The sequence below is a fragment of the Pseudoalteromonas sp. Scap03 genome, assembly GCF_013393115.1.
Taxonomy (GTDB): Bacteria; Pseudomonadota; Gammaproteobacteria; order Enterobacterales; family Alteromonadaceae; genus Pseudoalteromonas.
Window position 1 is genome coordinate 2,576,037 of sequence record NZ_VDEU01000001.1, and the last position, 21,868, is coordinate 2,597,904.

At 40.4% G+C, this 21,868-nt stretch carries 20 protein-coding genes; 12 read left to right on the forward strand and 8 right to left on the reverse strand.

The genetic code is table 11. The features are described 5' to 3' along the window. Positions 1–4 precede the first annotated feature (4 nt). Positions 5–1,045 (reverse strand): biotin synthase BioB, encoded by a 1,041-nt coding sequence (gene bioB / locus FHG08_RS11765; protein WP_010390068.1) that lies wholly within the window; start codon positions 1,043–1,045, stop codon positions 5–7. Positions 1,046–1,140: 95 nt separating this feature from the next. Between bioB and bioA the strand changes: the two genes are divergently transcribed. The 6 genes from bioA to FHG08_RS11795 all read left to right on the forward strand — a co-directional run bounded on the left by bioA (position 1,141) and on the right by FHG08_RS11795 (position 7,658). Then, a complete protein-coding gene (bioA, locus tag FHG08_RS11770) occupies positions 1,141–2,442 on the forward strand; it encodes an adenosylmethionine--8-amino-7-oxononanoate transaminase (RefSeq protein WP_178956114.1) in 1,302 nt (433 codons plus the stop codon). Positions 2,443–2,621: 179 nt separating this feature from the next. Continuing rightward, entirely contained in the window at positions 2,622–3,434 is an 813-nt protein-coding gene (locus FHG08_RS11775) for a hypothetical protein (RefSeq protein ID WP_178956115.1), read from the forward strand. Continuing rightward, the gene (locus tag FHG08_RS11780) at positions 3,435–4,475 is read left to right on the forward strand and encodes an ABC transporter substrate-binding protein (protein WP_178956116.1); all 1,041 of its coding nucleotides are present in this window, start codon (positions 3,435–3,437) and stop codon (positions 4,473–4,475) included. Beyond that, positions 4,475–5,974, forward strand: a complete 1,500-nt coding sequence (locus FHG08_RS11785) for an iron ABC transporter permease (protein WP_178956117.1) — start codon at positions 4,475–4,477, stop codon at positions 5,972–5,974. Before FHG08_RS11780 ends, FHG08_RS11785 begins: the two co-directional genes overlap by 1 nt. A 13-nt stretch (positions 5,975–5,987) precedes the next feature. After that, the gene (locus FHG08_RS11790) at positions 5,988–6,998 is read left to right on the forward strand and encodes an ABC transporter ATP-binding protein (RefSeq protein WP_178956118.1); all 1,011 of its coding nucleotides are present in this window, start codon (positions 5,988–5,990) and stop codon (positions 6,996–6,998) included. 30 nt (positions 6,999–7,028) lie between these two features. Then, positions 7,029–7,658 carry a Vat family streptogramin A O-acetyltransferase gene (locus FHG08_RS11795; protein WP_178956119.1) on the forward strand — a complete coding sequence of 210 codons (630 nt, stop codon included), beginning with the start codon at positions 7,029–7,031 and terminating at the stop codon, positions 7,656–7,658. A gap of 3 nt (positions 7,659–7,661) precedes the next feature. Here FHG08_RS11795 and FHG08_RS11800 read toward each other — a convergent pair whose 3' ends face one another. Next, entirely contained in the window at positions 7,662–8,096 is a 435-nt protein-coding gene (locus FHG08_RS11800) for an ATP-binding protein (RefSeq protein ID WP_008113825.1), read from the reverse strand. 286 nt (positions 8,097–8,382) lie between these two features. Between FHG08_RS11800 and asnS the strand changes: the two genes are divergently transcribed. Further along, positions 8,383–9,780, forward strand: a complete 1,398-nt coding sequence (asnS, locus tag FHG08_RS11805) for an asparagine--tRNA ligase (RefSeq protein ID WP_008113822.1) — start codon at positions 8,383–8,385, stop codon at positions 9,778–9,780. Positions 9,781–9,906: 126 nt separating this feature from the next. Here asnS and FHG08_RS11810 read toward each other — a convergent pair whose 3' ends face one another. From FHG08_RS11810 to FHG08_RS11820, 3 genes are all read right to left on the reverse strand, one after another. Further along, on the reverse strand, positions 9,907–10,986 hold the full coding sequence (locus FHG08_RS11810; RefSeq protein WP_178956120.1) for an acyltransferase family protein: 1,080 nt from the start codon (positions 10,984–10,986) through the stop codon (positions 9,907–9,909). A 185-nt stretch (positions 10,987–11,171) separates the two neighbouring features. Then, positions 11,172–12,098: an electron transfer flavoprotein subunit alpha/FixB family protein gene (locus FHG08_RS11815; RefSeq protein ID WP_178956121.1), complete on the reverse strand. Its 927-nt coding sequence runs from the start codon at positions 12,096–12,098 to the stop codon at positions 11,172–11,174. Continuing rightward, on the reverse strand, positions 12,099–12,848 hold the full coding sequence (locus tag FHG08_RS11820) for an electron transfer flavoprotein subunit beta/FixA family protein (protein WP_109874613.1): 750 nt from the start codon (positions 12,846–12,848) through the stop codon (positions 12,099–12,101). A 220-nt stretch (positions 12,849–13,068) separates the two neighbouring features. On the opposite strand from FHG08_RS11820, the gene FHG08_RS11825 reads away from it, so the two are divergent. From FHG08_RS11825 to FHG08_RS11845, 5 genes are all read left to right on the forward strand, one after another. Further along, complete coding sequence (locus tag FHG08_RS11825) at positions 13,069–14,715, forward strand: electron transfer flavoprotein-ubiquinone oxidoreductase (RefSeq protein ID WP_109874612.1); 1,647 nt, start codon at positions 13,069–13,071, stop codon at positions 14,713–14,715. Positions 14,716–14,816: 101 nt separating this feature from the next. Next, complete coding sequence (locus tag FHG08_RS11830; protein ID WP_008113812.1) at positions 14,817–15,281, forward strand: acyl-CoA thioesterase; 465 nt, start codon at positions 14,817–14,819, stop codon at positions 15,279–15,281. Positions 15,282–15,526: 245 nt separating this feature from the next. Beyond that, positions 15,527–16,096, forward strand: coding sequence for an outer membrane beta-barrel protein (locus tag FHG08_RS11835; protein WP_178956122.1), 570 nt, complete (start codon positions 15,527–15,529; stop codon positions 16,094–16,096). A gap of 165 nt (positions 16,097–16,261) precedes the next feature. Beyond that, positions 16,262–16,966 (forward strand): tRNA (N6-threonylcarbamoyladenosine(37)-N6)-methyltransferase TrmO, encoded by a 705-nt coding sequence (tsaA, locus tag FHG08_RS11840; protein WP_054200984.1) that lies wholly within the window; start codon positions 16,262–16,264, stop codon positions 16,964–16,966. A gap of 129 nt (positions 16,967–17,095) precedes the next feature. Next, positions 17,096–18,820 (forward strand): proline--tRNA ligase, encoded by a 1,725-nt coding sequence (locus FHG08_RS11845; protein ID WP_178956123.1) that lies wholly within the window; start codon positions 17,096–17,098, stop codon positions 18,818–18,820. Between the two features lie 192 nt (positions 18,821–19,012). Here FHG08_RS11845 and FHG08_RS11850 read toward each other — a convergent pair whose 3' ends face one another. Genes FHG08_RS11850 through FHG08_RS11860 form a run of 3 tightly spaced genes read right to left on the reverse strand, consistent with a single transcriptional unit; the run spans position 19,013 to position 21,811 of the window. Further along, positions 19,013–20,221 carry an ABC transporter permease gene (locus FHG08_RS11850; protein ID WP_178956124.1) on the reverse strand — a complete coding sequence of 403 codons (1,209 nt, stop codon included), beginning with the start codon at positions 20,219–20,221 and terminating at the stop codon, positions 19,013–19,015. Further along, on the reverse strand, positions 20,214–21,002 hold the full coding sequence (locus FHG08_RS11855; protein ID WP_075169185.1) for an ABC transporter ATP-binding protein: 789 nt from the start codon (positions 21,000–21,002) through the stop codon (positions 20,214–20,216). The genes FHG08_RS11850 and FHG08_RS11855 overlap by 8 nt, the downstream gene beginning before the upstream one ends. Continuing rightward, positions 20,999–21,811, reverse strand: coding sequence for a DUF3025 domain-containing protein (locus tag FHG08_RS11860; protein WP_178956125.1), 813 nt, complete (start codon positions 21,809–21,811; stop codon positions 20,999–21,001). The genes FHG08_RS11855 and FHG08_RS11860 overlap by 4 nt, the downstream gene beginning before the upstream one ends. Between the last annotated feature and the right edge of the window lie 57 nt (positions 21,812–21,868).

The window sequence follows — 21,868 nt, forward strand, 5'->3', positions numbered from 1 at the left end:
AATATTAAGCAGGATAAAACAATTCTGAACTGGCTTTATCGGCCACTTTAGAGGATAACGACGCAGCAACGGCTTCATCTGAATAGTCTTCCGCCGTTTCAGGGTTCATACCCAGCTTTTTAATTAATTGCATATCGGCATCTGCTTCTGGGTTTTCGGTAGTCAGGAGTTTATCACCATAAAAAATGGAATTAGCACCGGCAAAAAAACACATCGATTGCATTTGCTCATTCATTGCGCTGCGCCCTGCCGATAAACGTACATAGCTATGCGGCATCATAATACGCGCGGTGGCAATAGTACGAATAAACTCAAACTGATCTAAGTCGTCTACGTTTTCAAGCGGTGTCCCTTTTACTTTTACTAGCATATTAATAGGGACGCTTTCTGGTTGCTGCGGTAAATTAGCCAATTGCATTAATAACCCATAACGATCGCTGGGTTGCTCACCCATACCGACAATACCGCCAGAACAAACTTTCATACCGGCATCACGCACATGATCAATAGTGTTTAGTCTGTCTGCAAAGGTACGGGTAGATATAATTTGTTCGTAGTATTCAGGTGAGGTATCTAAATTATGATTATAGTAGTCAAGCCCTGCATCACTCAATGCATGGGCTTTTTCATTGGTAAGCTTACCTAGGGTCATACAGGTTTCAAGGCCAAGCTCTTTTACTTCTTTAACCATTTTTGAAATGTACGGCATATCACGGTCTTTAGGATCTGACCACGCAGCGCCCATACAAAAACGGGTTGCACCCTTTTGTTTTGCAAGGCGTGCTTGCTCTACTACTTTTTCTACTTCTAGCAGGCGCTCTCGTTCTAGGTCGGTTTTATAATGACCCGACTGCGGGCAATATTTACAATCTTCAGGGCAAGCACCTGTTTTTATTGATAGTAAAGTAGAAATTTGCACCTGATTAGGATTAAAATTAGCACGGTGTACGGTCGCGGCTTTAAAAAGCAGATCGTTAAACGGCATTTCAAATAAGGCTTTAACCTCGCTATGGGTCCAATCGTGGCGAACTGTTGCAAGCTCCATAATACTCTCTTTTATTTTTTGCTCTTGGTGTTATTGGCTTAGAATACGTATTGCCGTACCATTGTCAACGAAGCTAACTTAATTAAAGTTTACATATGAACACAAAACACACAATAGACCTTGATTTTGACCGAAATCACATTTGGCACCCTTATACATCAATGACTCAACCAATTCCGGTTTATCCTGTTACACACGCCAATCACGACCTTATACACCTAGAAACAGGCGAGAAACTCATTGACGGTATGGCCTCTTGGTGGAGCGCAATACATGGCTACAATCATCCCGTTTTAAATAATGCGATGACAGAGCAAATCAATAAAATGAGCCATGTAATGTTTGGCGGCATTACCCATTACAGCGCAGTGGAGCTTTGTAAAAAGCTAGTAGCAATAACGCCCGAGCATTTAAATAAAGTATTTTTAGCCGACAGCGGCTCGGTAAGTGTTGAAGTAGCGATTAAAATGGCGCTGCAGTATTGGTTAAGCCAAGGCATTAATACTAAACAAAAGTTAATGACTCCGTTTAAGGGCTATCATGGCGATACCTTTGCGGCCATGAGTGTGTGCGATCCGGTTAATTCTATGCATAGCTTGTACTCTGGCTTTTTACCTGAGCATGTATTTGTACCTGCACCTGTTAGCCAATTTCATGACGAGTTTAATCAAGCCGAGGCGGATGAACTAGAACACTATTTTTTAAAACACCACCAGCATGTTGCCGCCTTTATTATTGAACCCATAGTACAAAACGCAGGAGGAATGAACTTTTATCACCCTGAATATTTAGCCTGTGTGCGCAAGTTATGTACTCAATACGATGTATTGCTCATTTGTGATGAAATTGCCACAGGCTTTGGCCGTACAGGTAAAATGTTTGCTGTAGAGCACGCCAATGTACAGCCAGATATACTTTGTATTGGCAAGGCACTCACCGGCGGCACCATGACCTTATCAGCCACGTTAACGACCGATAAAATAGCGATAGGCATTAGCGAAGGTGAAGCCGGTGTTTTGATGCACGGACCTACATTTATGGGCAATCCACTCGCCTGCGCTGTGGCATGTGCCAGTATAGACTTATTGCTTGAACAAGATTGGCAAAAACGAATTTGTGAAGTAAACCAAGCACTTCAACAATTACATCAGTGTGGCTCACTTACTGATGTAGCTAATGTGCGCACTTTAGGTGCAATTGGCGTGGTAGAGCTGACAGATGAGGCAGGAATAGTAGATGTAGCTAAAATACAGGCTTATTTTGTTAGCCAAGGAGTGTGGATACGCCCATTTGGTAAGTTAATTTACTTAATGCCACCGTATATAAGTGACGATGCCAGTATTAAACAGCTTTGCGATGCTATATATAACGCCATAAAGGGTAAACATTACGTATAGATGGTTAATTATTTTAGCCACTAAAGTTAAAATTAAATTGATATTTCTATTTAGTTATTATTCCTCTGTAAAGTTTAGTAAATTTAACCCTTTGGCTTGATTTAGTGTGTTGATCTAAGGGATGTTTAGGGATATGATAATGACTATCATTTACAATAACATTTATGGACTCACTTGCTATGAAAATATTACTTAAGCCTGCCAAGACATTAAGTGCAACTTTTTTACTCGCTTCTGCGATTTTTGCACAACCGGCACTTGCTAACGGCCCAATTGGTGAGCATGTTAATCACCTTCAAGCTAATTTAAAAACCTACAACGAAGACGTTGAGTGGATGGTTTCAAAGGTTGATACCCTAGTAAGCGATTACGAGAAAAAAGGCGCTAAAGCAGTTAACACTGATGACTTAATTGAGTACTGGGAATCGGTTAAATTTCACAGCGCTATAGAAACAAATTACGTTCCTGTGTATGCCTCTATATGGCAAGGTTTGTATGGCATAAAAATGGCTATTGATAACAAAAAGCCAGCCTCAGAAGTACGTTTGCAGCAACAAGCAATGAACAATGCTTTATGGCAAGGCCTAGGCGCAGTTAAGTTAGCGGCTCAGTTTCAACAAAAAGGGTTATTAAAAAGCGTTAAAGCCACAGCAACAAAAGAAATGACGCAAAGCGCGACCATTGACGAAATTAAACACAAATTAGACCGAGTGGTTGCTAAATACGCAGAACGTTTAAGCGATGAAGCAACCAGCATAGTTCACGATACTTACTTGCATTTATTTGAAGGCGTTGAAGGCACACTCATTGAGCAAGACGCTAACTTAGTAGAAGTACTTGAAAAAGACTTTAACGTAACCCTACCGCAGGCTATTTCAGCTAATAAAACAGTAGACCAAGTACGTGACGTAGTTGTTGATATGCAAACTAAGTTAACTCGTGCACAAACGCTAATTGAAAAAGCAGAAAAGTCACGTAAGGATGTATTTTAAGTGGAACGCAGAACCTTTATTCAAGGCTTAGCTGCGTTAGGGATAGCTGGCGCTTTGCCGCTATCGCTTTCACACGCGTTTGCCGCTGATATTGCCAACCCCGTGTCGGTAGATACATTACCTAAACTAAAAGGCGCACTCACCCTTTATTTGGGACGTGGTGAAGGTGGCTTATACGAAAACGTTTTACAAGCCATTCAAAAAAAGAACCCGGATTTAGACCTAGCTATTCGACGCGGCCCAACTGCAGCTTTGGCTAATACGATTGTTGCCGAAGCTAAAGCGGGTGTTAAACGTGCAGACTTATTTTGGGCTGTCGATTCGGGCGCTATTGGTTTAGTAACCGATGCAGGGCTTGCTAAACCTATGCCTAGTGATTTATCTGCACAACTACAACCACAGTTTAGATATGATGAGTGGGCACCTGTAACTGGTCGTATACGTACTTTGCCATTTAATACTGAGCGTTTAACCAAAGAGCAAATTCCAACAAGCATTATGGAAATAGCCGACAGTGATTTAAGTATTGGTTGGGCACCCGCTTATGCTTCTTTTCAATCGTTTGTTACCGCTATGCGAATTTTAGAAGGCGATGATAAAACTGCTAAATGGCTTAAAAAAGTGCAAAAACGCTCAAAAACTTACGCTGGCGAACTCGGTGTAGTAATGGGCGTTGAACGTGGTGAAGTAGATATTGGTTTTGCTAATCACTACTACACGTTACGTTTGAAGTCTGGTAAGCCCGACGCTAAACTCGATCTTGCATTTACAGAGCAAGATGCCGGTTGTTTAGTGAATGCCTCCGGTATTTTATCGCTATCTGACGACCCACTAGCAACTAACTTTATGCGCTATTTACTCAGCGTTGAAGTACAGAGTTATTTAGCGAGCGAAGCGTATGAAATTCCGCTAGTAAATGACATAAAGCAACCTGATGGCTTGCCTAAATTAACCAGTATTTCGCCACCTAAAATAGACTTAACCCAGTTGGCTGACTTACGTCCAACTATTGACTTAATGCGCAGCAGCGGCGTTTTATAATGCGAATACCACCATCTTATCCTATGGCGCTGCTTGCAGCGCTTGTTACCCTTACCCCTATTTTTGTTTTAATAACGCTTGCCAGTGACGCAAGCTCTTTTTTTGATAGCCATAATTTAACCATTTTAGGAAATACCCTGTCGTTAATGGGCTTAACTGTATTAGGCTCAATTTTAATTGGTGTGCCACTGGCGTTTATTAGCGCTTATGTGCAGCTGCCATTTAAAAAGTTTTGGTTAGTAGTATTTGCCGCCCCTTTAGCTATACCAAGTTATATTGGTGCATTTACGCTTTATGCTGCATTTGGCCCTGGTGGTGAAATACATAACTTACTTGGTTTTGAAACCCCTTCTATGTATGGCTTAACTGGCGCCGCCATTGTAATGACCCTATATACCTTCCCGTTTGTAATGATGACAACCCGCTCCTCCCTACTTAGCTTAGATGCGAGCATGGTCAATGCAGCGCGTACATTGGGGATGTCGATGACACAAAGCGTGTTTAAAGTTATTTTGCCCCGTGTTGTAAATGGTATTGCTGCGGGCTCGTTACTCGTTGCCTTATATACGCTATCAGACTTTGGTACACCGGCAATAATGCGTCTAGATACCTTCACTCGCGTTATTTATGTAGAATATAACGCCTTTGAACTGAGCCGTGCGGCTATGCTGTCTATGCAGTTAATGGTGATTGTTGGCTTTTTACTAATGATTGAATCGCAAATTAAAACTGCGTCTGAACGCCAAGGCCGGCCCCTTATTTTATTCCCAAAAAAATGGCAATTAGGCGCGATGTTTGCCACCTTTGCACCAATTTTATTACTTGCTATTGGCTTACCACTCGCAGTATTTACACTTTGGCTAATGCGTGATGGTTTTAGTTCGTTTGATTTTAGTATTGCTTGGCACTCTACTTACGCTTCAGCCATTGCAGCTATTGTTACAGTTATTGTGGCTATTCCTGTAGCGCATGCAGCATTAACTGGAAAAGCAGGTAAAGTAATGGAACGCGTTACTTACTTTGGTTTTGGTATTCCGGGGATTGTTATGGGCACAGCGCTTGTATATGGCGGCTTACAACTGCCATTTTTATATCAAACACTGGGCTTGTTGATCATTGCTTATATGCTACGTTTTTTACCGCTTGCGGTTGGCTCTGTGCGTACCAGCACCGAGCACCTTGATCCAAGCTTAGTAAAATCAGCCCGTGTGTTAGGCGCAAGCCCACGTGAAGCTTTCACACGTATTACTTTACCACTGACTATGCGTGGTATTATTGCAGGGGCCGCTTTAGTCTTTTTAGAGTCGATGCGTGAATTAGAAGCCACACTATTATTGGGTCCAACTGGTTTTGAAACCTTATCTACGTATTTATGGCGTGTTTACGAAGCTGGTTATTTTGGCCGCGCAGCAATACCTGGTTTATTGTTAGTGGTGATTTCGGCGGCGGCTTTAGCTATTATGATGTCTGGCGAGAAACGCAACCAGTTTGAACATTAAGGATTTTATATAAATGCTATCTGTAAGTAAGTTGTCTATAGATTATGGCAGTAATCGTGTTGTTAGTGACTTAAATTTCACTTTAGGTGAAAGCGAAATTTTAATGCTTGTTGGTCCAACAGGTTGTGGTAAAAGTACTATTTTACAAGCCCTAGCTGGGCTTTTACCAATTAGCGAGGGTGAAATTAAAGTTGCTAAATGGACTGCTACACCAAAGTATACTGTAGCCCCTGAAAAACGCAGTGTGGGTATGGTGTTTCAAGACTTTGCGCTGTTTCCCCATTTAACGGTTGAGCAAAATGTGTGTTTTAAACTAAAAGACACAAACCCTGCTGATCATTGGATAAAGCTACTCGGTTTAGATGCGTTTAGACATAAAAAACCAGCGACACTTTCAGGGGGGCAAAAACAGCGTGTTGCATTAGCGCGCACCCTAGCCCACCAGCCAGACTTTGTATTACTTGATGAGCCACTATCAAACTTAGACGCGGCTTTAAAAGACATGCTACGTTGGGACATACGTAATGCGCTTAAAGAAGCCGGCGTACCCGCTATTTGGGTAACGCACGATCAAGAAGAAGCACTTTCGGTGGGCGATCGCGTGGGTGTACTAAAAGGCGGAAAAATACAGCAAATTGATAGCCCAGAGCAATGCTTTAGTGCACCCAACAATCGCTTTGTGGCACGCTTTCTAGGTGAAGCTAGTTTTATAAAAGGAACGCTGAATAACGGCCAAGCACTTACCGATATTGGTAATGTTCCCGCTCATGGTGTTGACTGTGAAAACGGTGAGGTAGAGGTGTTACTTCGTCCAGATGATGTATTATTAGTACAAAGCAGTGTAGGAAATAATGGCGAAGTAATTTGGGTTCGCTTTGAAGGCGGCAGCAGATTATGCGCCATAAAACTAGCCTGTGGTACTGTGGTTACAAGTCGCGTGAGTCATGAAGTAGTGGTAAATCCTGGTGATAACGTACATGTATCGCTTAGTACCTCTCATCCACTGGCGGCATTTAAAAGCTAGCGCTTTATATATTCTACTTTGGAGGAAACTATGAACGGACCAAATCCAAACAATCCATCACCTATGGAAGGGTTTCCTCAAGTATGTTATTTAAAAGACTTTATCACCTCTGCGAATATAGAGGTTGGTGATTATACCTATTACGACGACCCTGATGGCCCTGAAAACTTTGAAAAAAATGTACTTTACCATTTCGATTTTATCGGGGACCGTCTTATCATAGGTAAGTTTTGTGCGATAGCTAAAGACGTTACTTTTATAATGAATGGGGCTAATCATCAAACCTCCGGCTTTTCTACCTATCCATTTTTTATATTTGGCAATGGCTGGGAAAAATCTGCACCTCAACAAGGTGATTTACCTTTTAAAGGTGATACTGAAATAGGTAATGATGTGTGGATAGGTTACAACGCTACTATTATGCCTGGGGTCAAAGTTGCTGATGGTGCCATTATAGCAAGTAAATCTGTGGTAACGTCTGATGTGCCCGCCTATAGCATTGTTGGCGGTAACCCTGCAAAATTGATAAAAAAGCGTTTTGATGATGCGACAATTAATAAACTTTTAGCAATTGCATGGTGGGACTGGAGCAGTGAAAAAATCACCGCTCATTTAGATGCCATTACACACTCTGATATAGACGTATTAGCTAAAATTTAATAATTACCACTCAAACATGTAGGCCATTTTACTAATGGTTTTTAACGGTATGTTATGGCTATTGCGTTTAGCGTATAAGTGTTGCATTGATTTATCTTTCACTTCGCCAACAATCACTTCTTTTACCTGGTAGCCTAAAGCAATGGCTGCTTGTGAATAGGCAATAAATTCCCACTTTTTGATATTGGTGTTATCCACTATTACCAGTTCAATGCCTTGTGCTAAGGCATTAATAAAACGGGCCAAGTTTAAATTATGATATTGCGATAATTTAAACTTATCAAAATGGTACTCACCCTGCTCGTTAACAAAGTAATCATCTGTTGAGCAAATAAAATATTGGCTTTCATCTGCTCCGGAAAGTTCCTCGGCGAGATTTTGCGCATAATATGACTTACCACTGCCTGGTAGCCCTCGTAAAATAAAAACTTGTTTCATAGCATCCATTTTTTATTAATACGTCACTTCGGTTTATTTAGTAATAATGCCACAAATTGATGAAATTTCAGAGCAACAAATGGTAATAGTGGTTATTTAACTGCAAAAATTGGTTAAAAAAACAACGTACCACTAAAAACTTTTAAAGAGTTGCCCACAACAGTTTTTTTATTTTACTTTACTAGGTATTATACAAGGTTCAAGTGCAGTGACCTCAAATGCTAAAAAGCATGAGTAACGCACAGTTAATTTATATAGTTAGGCAACTTATATCATTGGAGTGAAGATGAGCCATTTAGCGATTTCAGAGCTATTAAAAGGCAATGTTGCGGTAGACAGCCAAGTAACCATTAAAGGCTGGATCCGTACACGCCGCGATTCAAAAGCAGGAATATCATTTTTAGCCGTTCATGACGGTTCGTGTTTTGATCCTATTCAAGCGGTAGTTCCTAATTCACTGAATAATTATGATGAAGTTACAAGCTTAACAGCAGGCTGTTCTGTGTCGGTTACCGGTGTATTAGTACAATCAGCAGGACAAGGTCAATCTTTCGAAATTCAAGCTAACTCAGTGACTGTGTTGGGTTGGGTTGAAAACCCAGACACCTACCCAATGTCGGCTAAACGCCACAGCATTGAGTATTTACGCGAACACGCTCACCTTCGCCCTCGCACTAATATGATTGGCGCAGTAACACGTGTCCGTAACTGTTTAGCACAAGCAATCCACCGCTTTTACCATGAGCAAGGGTTTTACTGGATCAGCACGCCAATTATTACTGCAAGTGACTGTGAAGGCGCAGGTGAGATGTTCCGCGTATCAACGCTTGATATGCAAAATCTGCCAATGACAGACAAAGGCGAGATTGATTACAGCGAAGACTTTTTTGGTAAAGAAGCCTTTCTAACGGTATCTGGCCAACTTAATGGTGAAACGTACGCTTCAGCAATGTCAAAAATTTACACCTTTGGCCCAACGTTCCGTGCAGAAAACTCTAATACTTCACGCCACCTTGCTGAATTTTGGATGGTAGAGCCAGAAGTTGCGTTTGCTGATTTAGAAGACATCGCAAAACTGGCTGAAAACATGCTTAAGTACGTGTTTAAAGCCGTATTGGAAGAACGCCGTGACGACATGGAATTTTTCGCATTACGTGTTGAAAAAACAGCCATTAGCCGTTTAGAAGAATTTGTTGAAAAAGACTTTGCCCAAGTTGACTACACCGACGCTGTAGAGATTTTAAAAGCGTGTGGCAAGAAATTTGAGTACGACGTTGAATGGGGTGTAGATTTACAGTCTGAGCACGAGCGCTACCTAGCTGAAGAACACTTTAAAGCACCGGTTGTTATTAAAAACTACCCGCGTGATATTAAAGCATTCTACATGCGCCAAAACGAAGACGGCAAAACTGTTGCTGCTATGGACGTAGTAGCACCAGGTATTGGTGAGATCATTGGTGGTTCACAACGTGAAGAGCGTCTTGATGTATTAGATGCACGCCTTGAAGAGATGGGCTTAAACAAAGAAGACTACAGCTGGTACCGCGATCTACGTAAATACGGTAGCGTGCCACACTCTGGCTTTGGTTTAGGGTTTGAGCGCTTAGTTGCTTATGTTACCGGTATGGGTAACGTACGTGATGTAATTGCGTTCCCACGTACTAAAGGCAGCGCAACTTACTAAGCTAAGCTTTGTAACGTTAAATAAAAAAACCAACCCGCGGGTTGGTTTTTTATTGTCTGATATATTAATTTGCATAAATACTTGAACAATTTGCCTCCCGCTTAGGGAAGCAAATTGTTATAAATACTAAATCTTTATAAATATTTTTCGTTTATAAAGCATATTCGAAATTACCCAAAAGCCAATAACATGCAATAAAGCAAAGGTGAACGATGCCAATTTAGCGCTCATAACTAAGGCGAGTTGCTGATACATCCAATCCCCTAAGTTTAGCTCTCCAATATTAATCAGTGAATAGCTCAGTACCCACACAGCCGATAATACATATATAAACAGTGGGTTTGATCCATACACAATTAATGGATTAACAAGACGCTCAGGTTTAACAATGTCACAAAGCCAAACAAAAAATGCCAACACAAAACAAGCAATCCCGGATGTGTAAATAACAAAGCTACTGGTCCAAAGTGATTTATTAATTGGCATAACCATTGAGGTTAATTGCCCGATAACAACTGCAACTACACCAATAACTAATAAACGCTTAATGCTTGTCCACTGGCTACTTGTGCTCGTTAACAGGCGGGTCACTTCAAAACCAAACAAGACACTCACCACAGAGGGTAACGTACTGATCAGCCCTTCTGGATCAAATGCTAGCCCTTTGCCTTGCCATAAATGCGACTCACCTAGTACGGCAATATCAACCGCTCTAACTAGGTTATGTTCGAGTGTATAAGCGTTTTCAGCGCCAACGCTTAACAGTAATAACCAATAAGCAACTAAGATAATAACCGATAGCGTTAACACCCCTCGCCTATTTAAAAACAACACACAGATAGACGCTAAAATATAGGCTATCCCTATACGTTGCAGTACACCTAATATTCTCAAGTTTTCAATATTGGTAGTAAAGGGATAAATATTTAAAGCTAGACCAATGGCAAATATAATTGCTCCACGTTTAACTAGTCTTAATACTTGGCTAGCACTGGCTGCACTGTTCGTTTTTTTGAACGAAAAAAACATCGCAGAGCCAATAATAAACATAAAAAACGGAAAAATTACATCTGTAGGGGTACAGCCATGCCAATCTGCATGAAGTAAAGGGGCATACACATGGGACCACGATCCCGGAGTGTTTACCAGTATCATTAACGCTATGGTTAGCCCACGCATAGCATCAAGTGCTTTATACCTTGTCATTTTGGCTCCTATTTAATAATTTGTATTTCTACAAATGACAACGCTGTCACTTTGTAGTAAAAAAACTTAAATCGCAAGTAATTTAGATAAGTGGAGTTGTTGAATTAAAAAAGCCGCAGAATCAATAATGAAACGGCGGCTTTAAATCAGAATTTGTTACTTTAGGAGCGGTTTATTGCTTTCCTTTATAGTGCTTGCTCTAACTGTGGTAAAACATCAAATAAGTCAGCAACTAAACCGTAATCAGCTACTTGGAATATTGGCGCATCAGGGTCTTTATTAATGGCAACAATAACTTTTGAATCTTTCATACCTGCAAGATGCTGAATGGCACCACTAATACCCACAGCAATATATAAATTAGGCGCGACAATTTTACCTGTTTGCCCTACTTGCATATCGTTAGGCACAAAGCCCGCGTCAACCGCTGCACGTGATGCACCAATAGCGGCACCGAGTTTATCGGCAATGCCATTTAATAATGCAAAATTTTCACCATTTTGCATACCACGACCACCCGAAATAACCACATCTGCAGCCGTTAGCTCTGGACGCTCTGATTCAGTTTGTTCAACACTAACAAAACTGCTTAACTGTGAATCAGAGACTGCATCTACAGCGGTTACATTAGCTGGAGCTTGCTCGCCTTGTAAATCAAAGCTACTTGCACGTACTGTGATCACTTTTTTACTATCGAGCGATTTAACCGTTGCAATAGCATTACCCGCGTAAATTGGACGTTTAAATGTATCAGCGTCAATTACATCAATAATTTCTGAAATTTGCGCTACATCTAATAATGCGGCAACACGCGGCATAAAGTTTTTACCTGTAGTAGTTGCACTTGCCATAATATGGCTGTAACTATCTGCAAGTGATAACACTAGATCTGTCATGCTTTCAGCAATTTGATGCTCATAAACTGCATTATCAGCAAGTAAAACATTCGCAACACCCTCAATGCTCGCGAGTGACTCACTCATGGCGCCAAGGTTTATGCCTGCTAATAATACATCTACGTCAAAGCCTAATTTTTTAGCGGCATTAATCGTTTTTGAGGTTTCTGGTTTTAAGGCACCGTTATCGTGCTCTGCAATTACAAGAGTTTTCATTTAAATCACCTTTGCCTCTGTTTTAAGTTTTTCTACAAGCTGTGCAACATCTTCAACAATAATCCCGCCGCTACGTTTTGCTGGCTCTTCTACACTGACCAATTCAATACGCGGGGCTAAATCTACACCTAGCGAATCAGCCGCAATAACTTCTAACGGTTTGCGTTTGGCTTTCATAATATTAGGTAGCGACGCATAACGTGGCTCATTCAAACGTAAATCTGTGGTGACTATTGCGGGTAAATTAAGTGCAACGGTTTGTAAACCGCCATCGACTTCACGAGTGACATTTACTTTGTCATTTTCAATAACCACTTTAGAAGCAAACGTACCTTGACCACGGTTAGTCAGCGCCGCTAGCATTTGACCTGTTTGATTATTATCAGAATCGATTGACTGTTTTCCTAAAATAACCAGTTCAGGCGATTCTTGTTCAACTACTTTGGCAAGCAATTTTGCTATATGTAAAGACTCTAAGTTTTCTTCTGTTTCAACATGAATCGCTTTATCTGCGCCCAAAGCCAGTGCTGTGCGTAATTGTTCTTGAGATGCTTTAGCGCCAATAGTAACAACAACTACTTCAGTTGCAGTACCCGCTTCTTTTAAACGAATCGCTTCTTCTACAGCAATTTCACAAAATGGGTTCATGGCCATTTTAACGTTAGTTAAATCAACACCGCTGTTGTCAGGTTTAACGCGAGCTTTTACGTTGTAGTCGATCACTCTTTTTATTGGTACGAGAACTTTCATAGGGACTCCATAATTATTTAAACCTATAAGCTAACGTCTACGTCAACCTATTTATTTTATGAAATCAGACTACTTCCTGTTGACGTAAACGTCAACCTAAAATAACCTTAAACTATTCACAACCTGTAACGATTAATTTGCATAACAAAGAAACAGGTTGCTTAGCTTACTTTTTGCCAAATAATGCAAAGGTGAGTCCGTCATAGATAAAGAGGTTATTATGATTGAACGCGAAACCATGGAATTTGATGTTGTAGTTGTAGGGGCAGGTCCAGCGGGGCTTTCAACAGCAATTAAACTCGCGCAGCAAGCACAAGAAAAACAACAAGAGTGCATGATATGTGTAGTTGAAAAAGGCTCAGAAGTTGGTGCACATGTATTATCAGGTGCCGTTTTTGAAACCAAAGCACTTGACGAATTACTGCCAAATTGGCAGGAACTCGGCGCTCCTGTTTCGACTAAAGTGGTAAATGATGAGATTTACTGGTTTAACAACGAACATAAAGCAACCTCAATTCCTCACTTTGCTACACCAAATACATTTCATAACAAGGGTAACTACATTGTTTCTATGGGTAATGTATGTCGCTGGTTAGCAGAGCAAGCAGAAAACCTTGGAGTAGAAATATTTCCAGGCTTTAGTGCGCATTCAGTCATTATTGAAGATGATGTTGTAAAAGGCATCATTACTGGCGATATGGGTGTAGATAAAAATGGCAATGAAAAAGACGGTTACATGCCAGGTATGGAGCTACGCGCTAAGTACACAGTATTTGCTGAGGGCTGTCGCGGTCATCTAGGTAAGCAACTGATCAATCAGTTTGCTTTAGACGATGAAAGTTCACCACAGCATTATGGTTTAGGTTTTAAAGAAATTTGGCAAGTTGATGAATCTAAACATCAATTGGGTAAAGTTGTACACGGAACTGGTTGGCCATTAAGCGGTGACACTGGCGGTGGCGCCTTTATGTATCACAGCGAAAACAACCAAGTGGTTGTGGGGTTAATTGTTGATTTAAATTACTCTAACCCACACTTAAGCCCGTTTGATGAATTTCAACGATTAAAACATCACCCTATTTTCAAAAATACGCTTGAAGGTGGAGAACGCATTGCTTACGGTGCACGTGCTATTGCAAAAGGCGGTTTACATTCATTACCAAAAATGCATTTCCCAGGTGGTTTATTAGTAGGTTGTGACGCTGGCACGCTTAATTTTGCAAAAATTAAAGGCAATCATACGGCTATGAAATCAGGCATGATAGCCGCTGAAGTTATTTTTAATGCGCTACAAAACGATTTAGCTAATAATGATTTAACCCAGTACACCGCTGAGTTTAAAAAGTCATGGGCGTATAAAGAGCTGTATCAGTCTCGTAATTTTGGCCCTGCTATGCATACCTTAGGTAAATTTGCAGGCGGCGCATATAACACGCTTGATCAAAATATATTTAAGGGTGCCCTACCGTTTAGCTTTAAAGATAACGTACCTGACCATGCAACTTTAAAAGACGCTAACCAAGCTGAAAAAATTAACTACCCTAAGCCTGATGGCAAACTCAGTTTTGATAAGCTTTCTTCGGTATTTTTATCTAATACTAATCATGAAGAATCGCAGCCGTGTCACTTAAAACTAAAAGATGCATCAATTCCGATTAACGTTAACTTAGTTAAATTTGACGAGCCAGCACAGCGCTACTGCCCTGCCGGCGTTTACGAAGTACAAGAAGTAGAAGGCGAGCAATCCTTTGTGATCAACGCGCAAAACTGTGTGCATTGTAAAACCTGTGATATTAAAGATCCGAGCCAAAATATTACCTGGGTAACTCCCGAAGGTGCTGGTGGCCCTAACTATCCCAATATGTAACAACCTTTCTATAGAAATTATAAACTTATCCTAAATTGCAGGGGCTTCGGCCCCTTTTTTGCGCTATGCTGTTAAGTAATATGAATGAATGAGAGTGTGTTATGGCGTCGTCGAGTGTAATTTTTCGTTTTTTAGCAGAACCAACCGATGTAAATTTTGGTGGTAAGGTGCATGGCGGTGTGGTCATGAAGTGGATTGACCAAGCGGGTTATGCCTGTGCTGCGGGCTGGAGCGGCCACTACTGTGTAACGGTATCGGTTGCAGGCGTTAAGTTTAGCCGCCCTATCTTAGTTGGCCAAATTGTTGAGGTTGAAGCAAAAATTGCACACACCGGCAAAACCAGCATGCAAATTTTTATTCAAGTTCGCTGTGGCGACCCGAAAACGCAAAACCTAGTTGAAACCAATCACTGTGTTATTAGCTTTGTTGCTATGGATGAAACGGGTTACCCTGTGGCGGTACCAGAATTTAAATCGGTTACCGACGAAGACAAAAAGCTTGAGAACTACGCAATTAAAATGAAGCAAATAGCCATAGAAACAGAAAACTTATTAGATAAAGTTTAATTTAGTTGCTTTTATAGGTATGTAGAAACTACAACAACTTGTAAAAGCTACAATTTTTAATTTTTATGGATTAACTGCACGCTGAACACCTGATTGTTTTGCGTGCCAAAAAAAACAAAACAGCTCAACAAACACACATAAAGGCCAGATATTATGCGAAATAATACTTGGCACGCTCACTGCAATTAGTAAATCGACGTTTGATGAAATAATTCATCGATATTACTTTTTAAAGGAGCTATATAATGATTAAAACACTTTCTCTTTCTGCACTTGCTTTAGCAACACTGGGTTTTAATTCAGCGGCACAAGCTGATGTTACCGACATGGACTCTCCGCGTATTTACACTGGTATTGGTTATGGCCAATATTCATTTCAGTTTGAAGATAGCGAAAACGACACCGACTTTGATGACGACGCGCAAATGTTAAAAGGTTACATTGGTACCCAATTTAATGAACATTTAAGTCTTGAGGTTGCCTATCTAAATTTTGATGAAGTGAGTGATATAGACAGCAAAGCTGAAATTGATGGCGTATCGTTAGCAGCACGTTTTGCAGCGCCGATCACTGAAGACTTTTCTGTTTATGCAAAAGGTGGTTGGTTTGAATGGGATGCAGACGTTACTCAAGAACTACCGGTTGGCAGCATCAGCGCATCTCAAGATGGCGGCGACGTGTTTTACGGTGCAGGTATTGAATATGCATTTACAACCAACATGCAAGTGCGTTTAGAGTATGAGCGTTACGAATTAGAAGATGACATTGATCCAGAAATGGATGTTGCGTCAGTATCATTCCAATACATGTTTTAATAATAGCTCAATTATTAAAACGTTAGGTAAGGCTATTTTTAGCCTTACCTTTTTTATTTTACATTTAAACCTATCAGTCTAAAAATACCCCCCCCAAATTAAGCTAATGCCAGCAACGTCAATAAAAGGTAGAATAACGCTCTATTTTTTCTATAACCGAGCATTATGAGCGATTATCAAATTTCGGCTATTGGCCATATTCAATCTCCGTATAAACAAAAATTTGCCATTCCTAGGCAACCTAGATTAGTACCCGAGGCTAAAGCCAAACTGATTTTTGCCAAAGAATTTAATCGTGAAGAGTTTGTTCGCGGATTAGATGAATTTAGCCATATTTGGCTGTTATTTCGTTTTCATGAAACTGCTGATAAAGGCTATTCAGCAATGGTTCGCCCGCCGCGCCTTGGCGGTAATGAGCGTAAAGGCGTATTTGCTACTCGTGCTACTTTTCGTCCAAATGCTATTGGCATGAGTGCAGTAAAGTTAGAGGGAATTGAGTATAAAAACGGCCAGTTGGCGTTATTGCTCGCCGGTATTGATTTACTTGATGGCACACCCATCGTAGATATAAAACCTTATTTACCCTATTCAGACTCATTACCCGATGCAAGCGCTGGATTTGCCGATACGCGCCCAGAGACTCAAATGAGTGTTGAATTTAGCCAGCAAGCTTTAGAATTTATAAATAAACAAAGCCACTACCCTGAGCTACAAGCGTTTATTAGTAATGTGCTAAAACAAGATCCACGCCCTGCCTACAAAAAGCAAAAACAAGGCGTGCAAAGCTATGGTATGAATTTGTATGAATACAACATTACTTGGCAAGTGACTGATTCTCATCACCTGGTTACTCATATAGAGCTCAGTTAAGCTAACTTTAAAGCCCTGCTATGGCTATAAAATTCGATAAAAAATCACTTAGCGCTTTAGTGTCAATGCAACCGCTGGTAAACTGAGCGCCTTAATTAAAAGAACATATCACTCTATTTCGGAAAAAACATGCGTACTAGTCAATATATACTCGCTACACTTAAAGAAACGCCATCCGATGCGGAAATTGTCTCGCATCAATTAATGCTTAGAGCCGGAATGATCCGTCGCGTCGCTTCGGGTTTATACACTTGGCTTCCCTCTGGCTTACGTGTGCTAAGAAAAGTAGAAAACATAGTACGCGAAGAAATGGATAAAGCCGGCGCAATTGAAATGCTTATGCCTGTTATTCAGCCTGCTGATTTATGGGAAGAGTCTGGCCGCTGGAGTGAGTTCGGTCCTGAATTAATGCGCTTTACCGACCGTCATAATCGTGAATTTGCCATGGGCCCTACCCATGAAGAAGTGATCACCGATTTTGTTCGTAAAGAAATTAACAGCTACAAACAACTACCAATTACTTTGTACCAAGTACAAACTAAAGTACGTGACGAACGCCGCCCACGTTTTGGTGTTATGCGTGCCCGTGAATTTACTATGAAAGATGCCTACTCATTCCATTTAACCGATGAATGTTTAGATGCAACGTATCAAGTTATGCACAAAGCCTACTGTAATATTTTTGAACGTTTAGGCTTAGATTACCGTCCAGTAATTGCAGATACAGGCTCTATTGGCGGTAGTGTATCGCATGAGTTCCATGTACTTGCTGAATCTGGCGAAGACGCCATTGCTTTTAGTGATGCCAGCGACTACGCCGCTAATATTGAAAAAGCCGAAGCATTAGCGCCAACTGAAGCGCGCCCACAAGCAAGCAAAGAGTTAAAAGCATTCCCAACGCCTGATGCAAAAACAATTAATGAGCTTAAAAAACACTATGGCGTAAAACCCCATCGCGGTGTTAAAACATTAGTGGTTTATGGTACTCCTAATGAAGACGGCGTACGCGGGCTTGTTGCATTAGTACTGCGTGGCGATCATGAACTTAATGAACTCAAAGCTGAAAAGCACCCATTGGTTGATTCTCCACTTGAAATGGCAACCGAAGCAGATATTGTTGCTGCCATTGGCGCAAAACCAGGCTCTTTAGGGCCTGTTGGCTTAAACATGCCTATTATTGTTGATAGAACAGCGAATGTAATGGCTGATTTTGTAGCCGGTGCCAACAAAGATGATGAGCACTTTAGTGGCATTAACTGGGATCGCGACGTAACAAACTACGAAGTTGCTGATATCCGTAATATTGTAGAAGGCGATCCTAGCCCGTGTGGTCAAGGCACGTTGCAAATTAAACGCGGTATTGAAGTGGGTCATATTTTCCAACTAGGTACTAAGTACTCAGAAGCATTAAAAGCAGGTGTACTGAGCGAATCAGGTAAAAACCAAATAATGACTATGGGTTGTTATGGAATTGGTGTATCACGTATTGTTGCTGCAGCTATTGAGCAAAATAACGACCAATACGGTATTACATGGCCTAAAGCTATCGCGCCTTTCGATTTAGCAATTGTGCCAATGAATATGCATAAATCGCATCGTATTCCTGATATTGCTAATAACCTCTATCAAGGTTTAAAAGATGCAGGTTTGGACGTGTTATTTGATGACCGTAAAGAGCGCCCTGGTGTTATGTTTAACGACATGGAATTACTTGGTGTACCTTACACACTTGTTATTGGTGAGCGTAACCTTGATGAGAATAAGGTAGAACTTAAAAACCGTCGCACCGGTGAAAAACTTATGATAGATATTGATAGCGCGATTGAAACTATTAAAGCGCAATTTAAATCATAAATAATAATCTAATTAAAAAACCGCTGTATGGTTTTTCATACAGCGGTTTTTTTATTAATAGCTTATAAACCAAGGTTCGCTTATCTAGTACTAGATAAACACTAAAGCTAAGCATATAGCACTCTCTCTTAATGATAATTTATAAAAAAAGGTCGCTGTGCGACCTTTTTTTATACTTTGCAATTAAAATGGTTATCTAAACAACACGTCTTCGCGGTTAAACCATTTAACACAAAATGCTAGTAGCGCCCCAGCTATCAGTGCCGTAGCCAAAAATATCAATCCCACCAGCGTGTAATCGACTGTGCCTTTAATAATTTCTTTAATCGCTAAGGCGACGTTAGTAACCGGAATAAAGGCTGTTTTAGTAGTAAGTTCCATATTAGGCATAACAGAAATAACAATTGGGAAAAACACCACTATACTTAACGGCGTCATGTAATTTTGTGCTTCTTTAAACGAACGTGCATAAATTGATATAGCCAATGCTAATGCAGAAAAAATGGCTGCAACTGGCAATAGTAATACAAAAATCATTAGCAAGTCTGTAATGCCTAAAGTGCTAAACGCAGCTTTAATAAACTCTAGATCAGCAAATGCCAGTGCTAAGGCTATCCACCCACCCATACTAATCACCGTAATAGTAGTTGATGCGATTGAAGTAGTGAGTAGAGTAATAAATTTACCCAATACGAGCTCGGTACGAGTAATTGGTGTAAGTAGTAAGGTTTCTAACGTGCCACGTTCTTTTTCACCAGCGCCTAAATCAATTGCTGGGTAACTTGCCCCCATTAGCACTAACGGGATAAGTAAATAAGGTAAAAGCCCACCCATCTTTTCACCTAAGTTTTCACGTTTGTCTGCAGTATCAACTTTAACCACATTAATTGGCTTTAAGATAGATTGTTGTGCGCTTTTATCAATACCAAAGCTTAATAGTTTGCTTTCTTGAAGTGTATCGCTGTACTCTTTAGCAAGCTCTTTTACACGCTCAAATAAGAAGTTAATTGATTTTGAATCATTAAATACAACTTGCCATTCACTTTGCTTTTTATCATCTAATGTTTGCACTGCATCGCTTGGTAAGTATATGCCCATGTCGATATCGCCAGCAGTTACGCCTGCTTTTAGCTCCTCAACACTATTGAAGGTTTTATCGCCTTTATATAACTCAAAGCTTTTATGATAAAACACTTTATCAGTAAATTCTGGGGCAAAGTCGCCATTGATAATCGCATAAGTATTCACTTTTTGCTCTGCATCAAGCGCGGCTTGCGAAGAAATAAACGCAACCACAGCAAATAACAACGGAAAAACCACAATCGGAAATACTACCACGAACAACAAGGTTTTTTTATCGCGTAGCAGCTCGGTTAATTCCTTTTTAAAAACTTCAAACATCTTGCTTCTCCGTTAATATGTTCATAAACGCTTGGTTTAATTCTTCGCTGTTACCCGCTTGTTTAAATTCAGCGAGGGTGCCATCAAAACAACTTACACCTTCATTAATAACCGCTACACGGTCACATAAAAGCGCAACTTCATCTAAATGGTGCGTAGAAAAAATAACAGGAGTGCCTTGTGCTTTTAAGCCTTTAATAAAGTTAATCACTGTTTGCGTGGTCATAATATCAAGCCCGGTAGTTGGCTCATCAAGAATAACCACGTCTGGGTGATGCACCACAGCACGCGCAATGTTGGCTTTTTGCTTCATACCGGTTGATAAGTTTTCAGCACGCTTATCAATAAATTTATGCATATCGAGTAAGGTAAATAATTCTTCACAGCGTGCCTTGATTGCCTGCTTGCTCATGCCATGTAGCTTTGCAAAATATTCGATATTTTCTTTTACCGTTAAACGGCCATATAAACCAGTAGAGCCAGACAAAAACCCGATAGATTTACGCCCAATGAGTGGCTTTTTAATTATGTCATTTCCAGCAATAGTAATACTGCCATCATCCGGTTTTAATGCGGTTGAAATCATTCTTAAGGTGGTGGTTTTACCCGCGCCATTAGGCCCTAACAACCCTAATACTTCGCCTTTTGCACAGCTAAAGCTGACATTTTTTACTGAATGAAAAAAGTCTTTATCTTCGCGTGGGTCTACTTCATCTATTTTATTTTTTTTATGATCTTTAGTGAGCTTAAACTTCTTCTTAAGCGCGGTGACTTCTATCATTTTCGTGTCCTTCGTTTCGGTCTAAAATAGTCCGTGTTGTCGTAAAATGATGAATTGTTATTCTCCTCACACCAACCAGGAACACCTAATAAGGGTAAGGGTGAAAGCTGTTTATTATCGGCTAAACAATCATCATTTTTAATCATCTCATAAAGTTGCTTATCTAGGTACTGATATTGCTTTACTAAATCTTTACAAAATATTTCATCGGGTACATTCACAAATAATGCTTTGCCTGTGAGCCCAATATAAGGTTTGGTCAACATTTCGTAATTAGCGTGGCCAAACATGAATGGCGCTATAGTTTTACCCCACTGCTCTCTATGCATTATAAATGCTGTTTTCCATTGGTGGTCTCTTAAGCATGCTTTCCAATTTGAATCACTAATAGCTAAAACTACGCCACACTCGTCAAACAGGGTTAATGCGTTACGATGTTTACTGCGTTGTTTTAAACCATGCACTGCTATTTCATCTACATGACGCTGATTGATTAGGGCTTTTGTTTTTGGAAATAAGCACCAAATAAAACCACCAAACAGATCATGCCAGTTTTGTTGGCGCGTGGGGACTTCCCCTGTTTCAAAAATTACTTGTTCATAATAGCGCTCAGCAAAGTCAACCTTGGCATCATCGACAAAACGAATGGGGAGATTATGTGCGTTTATGGCATTTAAGTACGGGGCAAAATACGCAGGTTCTGGCCAGTCTGTTTGTTGATGAATTTTAAACAGCTGACGTAAGTGAGCAAATGCCCCTGTGTTTAGGCTCGTTGCTTGGAATTGTTCTGGGGGAGTAAAACGCTTCATTGTTACCTTTACTGTACATTTTTATCCCTAACAGTTTACCGCAAAAACTGGTTCTAA

Excerpts from the sequence above, each read along its gene's own strand:
- bioB (WP_010390068.1), bottom strand. The coding sequence starts at position 1,045 with ATGGAGCTTGCAACAGTTCGCCACGATTGGACCCATAGCGAGGTTAAA.
- bioA (WP_178956114.1), top strand. The coding sequence starts at position 1,141 with ATGAACACAAAACACACAATAGACCTTGATTTTGACCGAAATCACATT.
- FHG08_RS11775 (WP_178956115.1), top strand. The coding sequence starts at position 2,622 with ATGAAAATATTACTTAAGCCTGCCAAGACATTAAGTGCAACTTTTTTA.
- FHG08_RS11785 (WP_178956117.1), top strand. The coding sequence starts at position 4,475 with ATGCGAATACCACCATCTTATCCTATGGCGCTGCTTGCAGCGCTTGTT.
- FHG08_RS11790 (WP_178956118.1), top strand. The coding sequence starts at position 5,988 with ATGCTATCTGTAAGTAAGTTGTCTATAGATTATGGCAGTAATCGTGTT.
- FHG08_RS11795 (WP_178956119.1), top strand. The coding sequence starts at position 7,029 with ATGAACGGACCAAATCCAAACAATCCATCACCTATGGAAGGGTTTCCT.
- FHG08_RS11800 (WP_008113825.1), bottom strand. The coding sequence starts at position 8,096 with ATGAAACAAGTTTTTATTTTACGAGGGCTACCAGGCAGTGGTAAGTCA.
- asnS (WP_008113822.1), top strand. The coding sequence starts at position 8,383 with ATGAGCCATTTAGCGATTTCAGAGCTATTAAAAGGCAATGTTGCGGTA.
- FHG08_RS11810 (WP_178956120.1), bottom strand. The coding sequence starts at position 10,986 with ATGACAAGGTATAAAGCACTTGATGCTATGCGTGGGCTAACCATAGCG.
- FHG08_RS11815 (WP_178956121.1), bottom strand. The coding sequence starts at position 12,098 with ATGAAAACTCTTGTAATTGCAGAGCACGATAACGGTGCCTTAAAACCA.
- FHG08_RS11820 (WP_109874613.1), bottom strand. The coding sequence starts at position 12,848 with ATGAAAGTTCTCGTACCAATAAAAAGAGTGATCGACTACAACGTAAAA.
- FHG08_RS11825 (WP_109874612.1), top strand. The coding sequence starts at position 13,069 with ATGATTGAACGCGAAACCATGGAATTTGATGTTGTAGTTGTAGGGGCA.
- FHG08_RS11830 (WP_008113812.1), top strand. The coding sequence starts at position 14,817 with ATGGCGTCGTCGAGTGTAATTTTTCGTTTTTTAGCAGAACCAACCGAT.
- FHG08_RS11835 (WP_178956122.1), top strand. The coding sequence starts at position 15,527 with ATGATTAAAACACTTTCTCTTTCTGCACTTGCTTTAGCAACACTGGGT.
- tsaA (WP_054200984.1), top strand. The coding sequence starts at position 16,262 with ATGAGCGATTATCAAATTTCGGCTATTGGCCATATTCAATCTCCGTAT.
- FHG08_RS11845 (WP_178956123.1), top strand. The coding sequence starts at position 17,096 with ATGCGTACTAGTCAATATATACTCGCTACACTTAAAGAAACGCCATCC.
- FHG08_RS11850 (WP_178956124.1), bottom strand. The coding sequence starts at position 20,221 with ATGTTTGAAGTTTTTAAAAAGGAATTAACCGAGCTGCTACGCGATAAA.
- FHG08_RS11855 (WP_075169185.1), bottom strand. The coding sequence starts at position 21,002 with ATGATAGAAGTCACCGCGCTTAAGAAGAAGTTTAAGCTCACTAAAGAT.
- FHG08_RS11860 (WP_178956125.1), bottom strand. The coding sequence starts at position 21,811 with ATGAAGCGTTTTACTCCCCCAGAACAATTCCAAGCAACGAGCCTAAAC.